At 73.6% G+C, this 4,020-nt stretch carries 4 protein-coding genes; all 4 read right to left on the bottom strand.

All coding sequences use genetic code 11. The features are described 5' to 3' along the window. Positions 1-1,089 (bottom strand): PH domain-containing protein (locus QZ483_RS12980; RefSeq protein ID WP_297084685.1); only part of this gene is annotated, 1,089 nt, incomplete at its 3' end. Positions 1,090-1,099: 10 nt separating this feature from the next. Next, complete coding sequence (locus tag QZ483_RS12975) at positions 1,100-1,585, bottom strand: PH domain-containing protein (protein WP_297084682.1); 486 nt, start codon at positions 1,583-1,585, stop codon at positions 1,100-1,102. Positions 1,586-1,852: 267 nt separating this feature from the next. After that, on the bottom strand, positions 1,853-2,326 hold the full coding sequence (locus QZ483_RS12970; protein WP_297084680.1) for a DUF3180 domain-containing protein: 474 nt from the start codon (positions 2,324-2,326) through the stop codon (positions 1,853-1,855). A gap of 3 nt (positions 2,327-2,329) precedes the next feature. Continuing rightward, positions 2,330-4,020 (bottom strand): 2-amino-4-hydroxy-6-hydroxymethyldihydropteridine diphosphokinase (gene folK / locus QZ483_RS12965; protein WP_297084678.1); only part of this gene is annotated, 1,691 nt, incomplete at its 5' end.

The raw sequence follows: 4,020 nt of genomic DNA, 5'->3' as shown, positions 1-4,020 counted from the left end.
GGCCAGAATACGCCGGAAGACCATGAAGTCGTAGATTTCCGACAGCGCGATGAGGGCCGTGGTGGTCAGGGCGAGGGCGAGGCTGTAGTAGTAGCCCGCGAGCGCGAGGATCGCGGGCACAACCGCTGCGAAACCAGCCCCGGCGCCGAACGTGAACGAGACGATCTGGTCGATCGAGAGGCCCCAGACCCACACCGCCGCACCCACGACGATGGGGATCATCATGATCCACAGGGTCGGCCACGTCAGCACGATCGACAGGATGAGCCGGGCGACCGGCACCTCGTAGACGGGGCGCTCGGGCACGGCCTCGTGCTCGGCGACTCCGGACGGCATCGCGACCACATCTCGCAGCGAGCCGCGGCCGGCGTAGGCGGAGTCCTTGCCCTCGCCTGCCCCCGCGTAGGCGGCGTCCCCGCCGTCCCGTGCCACCGCATCGGCCGCCGTTACGCCCGTCCCGGCCGTCGCATCAGCCCCCGCTACGGGCGCCGCGAGGCGCTCGGCCACCGCGTCCACGGACGCCTCGGTCCCGGCGGCCTTGGCACGCTTGACGCCGGCGGACAGCGCGAGGAGCTCGTTGCGGATGGCCTCGGCGTCGCCCAGGCGCAGGTACGCGAGCTGGATGCCGGAGTTCTCGCCGCCGGCGACCTCGATCTTGATGGCCGCGAACCCGAAGATGCGGGCCAGCAGCGGCTGCACCAGGTCCACCGCCTGCAGACGGTCCAGGCGCGCCTGCCGCTGCTGCTTGAACAGCACGCCCTTGCGCTGGTGGACGGCCTCGTCGCCCAGCCGGAACTCGTTGAAGCGCCACTGGACGTAGCCGAGCATCAGTGCGATCGCGAGGATCGCGACGAGCGCGAGCGCGAAGCCCACGAGCGAGCGTGTGAGGATGTGCGCGATCTCCTGGAGATCGGGATCGACGCCGGTCCAACTGGGCGCGACGTTGTACGCGAGGACGGCCAAGGCGACACCCATGACCGCCCAGCCGCCCAGCAGCGGGGAGATCGGGTGCATGCGCGTCCACTCGCGCGGCGCGCGGTAGACCACTCGCGGGCCGCGGGCGGGCAGCGAAGGGATGGGGTCGTTCACTGGCGCTCGCTCACAGACCTGCCAGCTGGGACTCGCCGCGGGAGGTGAGGCGGTCGCGCAGGCGGTCGGCCTCGGCGGCGGGAACGCCCGCGATGCTCGCATCGGTCCCCGGCGACGCGGTGTGAAGCTGCACCTTGGCGATGCCGAAGTGGCGCGCCAGCGGGCCCGACTCGACCTCGACGTACTGCATGCGGCCGTAGGGCACCACCGTGACCGCGCGCCACATGCGGCCGCGCTTGATCACGAGGTCGTCCTCCCGCTCGGCCCAGGCGTGGGCCGTGACCTGACGGCGCACGATCCACGAGCCCCACAGGCCCACGACCAGCCCGGCGCCGAAGACCGCGCCGGCCAGGGACCAGACGCCCAGGATGACCCCGAGCGCCGTCACGCCCACGATCGGGATCGCGATCCAGATCCACAGGGTGATCACGCGGGCTGGGATGAGCTTGCGGGACACGTACTGCCACGTCACGTCGTCGGGCTGGAACTCCGTCATGGGATCAGTCTGCCAGGCGCGTGCGGGGGCGTGGCTCGCGGGCGGGCGGAACGGAGCTGTGGCGCGTACCGGTTCTGCACACGGCTGTGACGCGTGTGATCCCCGTGGCTGGCGTGATGTCACACGAGCCACCTGCGACACACTCGTAGCGCCCGTGTGCGGAACCGGTAGCGGCAACAGCGGGGCACGCGCACGGTAGCGACGCCGAGGCGGGGATGGCGGGCCGGACGGGCGGGCCGGCGGCCGGCTTGCCTCGGGCCGCCTGAGTCAGACCGTCTGGGTCGAGGTGTCGGAGCCGGCCTCGCCGTCGTCTCCGTGGCGGCACCACCGCTCGGCCACGATGCCGGCGATGAGCATCACGGCTGCGGCGCCGGCCGCGAGCAGCGCGGAGTAGATGACCTCGCGGCGCGGGCCGTGCGACCAGTCCTCGAGCAGGCCGAGCGCATACCCGCCGCACATGCCCACGACGATCACCCCCACGTACGCGGTCGCCTGCGCGAACACGACCGTGCGCGCCGCGCGCAGGCCATCCAACGACGGCCGGTCGCCGTTCAGATACTGGCGCACCTGCCAGCCGAACCACAGCGCGGCCACCCCGGCCACCAGGCACACCACCACGACTGTCCAGGGCACCGCCAGCGGGGTCGCGCCCGAGCCGGTCAGCATCATCGTGACGACCCAGCCGAGGATTGCCGCGGCGACGCCCACCACCGTGAGCCGGAGCCAGGTGAGCTGCTGCACGGCCTACGACGCAGCGTCGTCGTCGCTCTCCGGGGCGGGCGGCGGGGTCTGGCGCGCGACCCCGAACGAGGCGCGCGTGGGCGTGGTCCCCGTCTGCGGGGCGCTGGGAGCCGCAGGCGCGGAGCCCGTGGTGGGGGCCGATGCGGCAGAGGCCTGGTCGGAGACGCGCGCCCAGGTCTGGGGTGCGGGAGGCGCGGACGACTGGGGCTCGGCGAGGACGTCGTCGAACGAGGGCGGCGCGGCGGCCGCGGGCGCGGACCCGGCATACGGAGAGACCGGGCCGTCGTAGGGCGAGGTGGGGGCCGCAGCCTGGGGTGCGCTCGGGGCCTCGGGAGCGCTCGGCGCGGGCGGCGCAGAGTACGTCTGCGGCGCGGAGTAGGACTGGGGTGCGGAGTACGTCTGCGGCGCGCTTGCCGGCTCCGGGGCCGAGGCCGCGGGCGTCGGCTCCGCAGGCGCAGGCTGGAACGCCGCCGAGGGCGCGGACACCGGCGCGGGGGCAGACGTCGCTTCGGGAGCCGAGTACACCGGCGGCGCGGACGGCTGCTCCGGCGCCGAATACGCCGGGGCGGCGGGCGCCTCCGGGACGCTCGCGGCGGCAGGCTCCTCGGGTGCCATCTCCGGCACGTCGGCGACAGCCGCGCCCGCCTCGCTCACGCTCTCCTGCACGGCCTCGCCCGACTCGGCGCCCCCATCGGCCTCCGGGGCATCCGGAAGCGCGTCCGGCGCCGGCACCTGCGGCCACTGGGCGCTCACCAGGGACACCCCCTGGAACTGCGCGGCGCGCGCGATGTCCGCGACCGAGCCGTGCGGCTCGAGCACCGCATCGTTCTCCATCGCGACCCAGGGCAGCAGCACGAAGCCGCGCTGGTGCGCGCGCGGGTGCGGCAGCACGAGGTCGTCGGCCTCGCCGGTGACGCCGTCGAACGCGACGATGTCCAGGTCCAGCGTGCGCGCGGCACCGGGCACGGACCGGTCGCGACCGTGCACCATCTCGATGCCCTGGCACGCGGCGAGCAGCTCGCGCGGCGACAGCGACGTCTCGATGCGGACCACGGCGTTGAGGTAGTCGGGCTGATCCACCCCACCCTCGGGAACGGAGCGCACCAGGGGCGAGACCGTGCCGACCGTCACGCCGCCCACACGGCCCAGCTCGGCGAGCGCCTCGCGGAAGGTCGGCTCGACGTCGCCCAGGTTGCCGCCGAGCGCGATGACCGCGCCCACGGGCTGCGCGGGGCGCTCGTCCATGATGTCGCGGGGCGCGTGCGAGCCTTCGGGCGACCGCGGGTCATCGGAGTAGCCCGCGGACGAGCCGATGCGCTTGTCCGCCCACAGCCCCCCGTCGCGCATGTCGCGGCGGATGGAGATGGTGACGTCCTTGAACTCGACGTGCAGGGGCGCCTGCGGCTTGTGGACGGTGACGTCGACGCACTCGACGCCGTCGAAGTCGAGGACCTCGCGCGCGATGTGGTCGGCGACGGCCTCGATCAGCTGGAAGGGCGAGCCCGCGAGGACCTCCGCCGCGCGATCGGCGAGGTCGGAGTAGTTGACGGTCTTGGAGAGGTCGTCGCCCGCGCCGGCGTCGACGTAGTTGTTGCCCTCCCCAGCATCGACGTCGTCATCCCCGCCACCCGCGCGGATGAAGTCGCCGTTCTCGCCGCCCTGGACGATCTCACGCTCGCCCGTCCCCCAGATCT

Origin of the sequence: uncultured Demequina sp. (genome assembly GCF_913055775.1) — a bacterium.
In the GTDB taxonomy this organism is placed as follows: domain Bacteria; phylum Actinomycetota; class Actinomycetes; order Actinomycetales; family Demequinaceae; genus Demequina.
The sequence above is the reverse complement of the archived record's forward strand: the minus strand, read 5'-3'. Positions and strand labels throughout refer to the sequence as shown.